The following is a 1,777-nucleotide window of genomic DNA, read 5'->3' as shown; positions in this document are numbered from 1 at the left end:
CAGGAAGATAGCAAAGCCAGCCGAGCCAGTCAACGGTCAAGATGAACGGCGCATTTCATGCGCCGCCGTTGACAGTCCCGCCCGTCTTTGCTAAAGGGTAATCAAGGCGGGAAAGCCCTAAAATGGCTTCACACCTATTTCAATAATTGGAGGAGATAAAAATGAGATCAGAAAAGGAAGTTTATGATATTGTTTTGAATTTTGCAAAAACAGACAAACGCATTCGCATGGTTACTTTGAAAGGATCTAGAACAAATACAAATATTCCGCCTGATGATTTTCAGGATTTTGATATTACTTTTTTTGTTACGGATATGGACAGCTTCACAAGTGATGATAAATGGCTAGATATATTTGGTGAAAGGTTGATTCTGCAAAAGCCGGAAGATATGGAATTATTTCCAGCTGTAGAAAAGGGATTTTCATATTTAATGCTGTTTACTGATGATGTTAAGATAGATTTAACTTTGCTGCCGCTGGAACTGATAGACGAGTATTTTACATGGGATAAACTGGTAAAGTTACTGTTGGATAAAGACAACCGTATCGTAAAGCCGCCAATACCAACGGATATAGACTACCACTTGCAGAAGCCTACTCAAAGAATGTTTGACGATTGCTGTAATGAATTTTGGAATACTACAACATATGTAGTAAAGGGCTTATGCCGCAAAGAAATTCTTTTTGCTATTGACCATATGAATGATATAGTACGAAAAGAATTGCTTCGCATGATTTCCTGGCTGATTGGTATCAAACAGGGATTTCATTTCAGTTTGGGAAAAAACTATAAATTTATGAAGCAATATGTCCCAGAGGAATTGTGGGAACGACTTATGTCCACTTATAATATGGATTCCTATCCCCATATGTGGGAATCCTTTGAACAATGTATGGCATTGTTCCGGGAGGTTTCGTCAGAAGTGGCATGCCAGTTGGATTACCAGTATCCACTATATGATGAAAAAATCAGTAATTATGTGATTCGGCAAAAGAAAAAATATGGCATTGAAGATGATAACAAATAAAATTTTTTCAATCGAAAAAATTTATTTTGATTATTCAATTTTGAAAAACTGAATACCTCAAAATCAGAAAGAGAGCGGCCAAGCACTTTGAGGGATTGGCCGCCTTGTCCACCCATCCAGCGGGACAGCGGGCGGAGGTCAAGGCCGGGTGTAAACCCGTTCATTTCAGCCTTGACGGTTGCCCGTTGTCCTGCTACTTTTCCGGGAGTGTGGCCACAACTTCGGGACACTTTGTCCACAAGTTGGAGCGTAGGACGAGGAACTGGGGCTTTCATATACGCCCTGTCTGCTGATGAGTCCAGACCTGCGCTTGCGGCTCCACGCCACGCAAGCACAGCCCTGTTTTCCTGCCGCTTCAAATGCCCTTGCCCTCCCCGGCGGCAACGGCATTTTCACGGCAACGCCGGCAGAGCGTATAACACACTACACTTTGCTTCGCAAAGTCGTGTGCCAAATGGGGGCGTTGCCCCCTTTGGAAACCCCCACAAGAAAAGGCGGTACGCTACCCCTCCACGGGGCGCATACCGCCTTTTCTTGTTATCCAGCCCTCCGGCTGTATCGGTTGAGCAAAAGTCCGCGTGGGATTGATGTGGTATCTTTAACTTTGGGAAACTCCCCGCTCCCACTTGGAAACGGACTTGTCACTCATTCCCAGTTTCTCTGCCACCTGTGCCTGCGTCATTCCAAGGGCTTTTCTCTTTCCGGCAATATATTTTCCAATCTTAACTGTATCCATGGCAATCCTCCTT

2 protein-coding genes and 1 pseudogene are annotated in these 1,777 nt (G+C 44.0%); 1 reads left to right on the top strand and 2 read right to left on the bottom strand.

Features of this window, described 5'->3' with window-relative positions; genetic code table 11:
- The first annotated feature begins 161 nt into the window (after positions 1-161).
- A complete protein-coding gene (gene ant(6), locus WMO25_RS17670; protein ID WP_349086508.1) occupies positions 162-1,028 on the top strand; it encodes an aminoglycoside 6-adenylyltransferase in 867 nt (288 codons plus the stop codon).
- Here the strand turns inward: ant(6) and WMO25_RS17665 are convergent.
- Both WMO25_RS17665 and WMO25_RS17660 read right to left on the bottom strand, forming a co-directional pair.
- Positions 977-1,387, bottom strand: coding sequence for a hypothetical protein (locus WMO25_RS17665; protein WP_002334817.1), 411 nt, complete (start codon positions 1,385-1,387; stop codon positions 977-979). The two genes, ant(6) and WMO25_RS17665, sit on opposite strands and share 52 nt — an antisense overlap.
- 251 nt (positions 1,388-1,638) lie before the next feature.
- Positions 1,639-1,764, bottom strand: a pseudogene (locus tag WMO25_RS17660) (helix-turn-helix domain-containing protein); the annotation flags it as partial.
- Positions 1,765-1,777 lie beyond the last annotated feature (13 nt).

This window comes from Coprococcus intestinihominis (assembly GCF_040096555.1).
Classification (GTDB): Bacteria; Bacillota; Clostridia; order Lachnospirales; family Lachnospiraceae; genus Coprococcus_A; species Coprococcus_A intestinihominis.
This window is presented reverse-complemented; position numbering and strand designations above follow the sequence as displayed.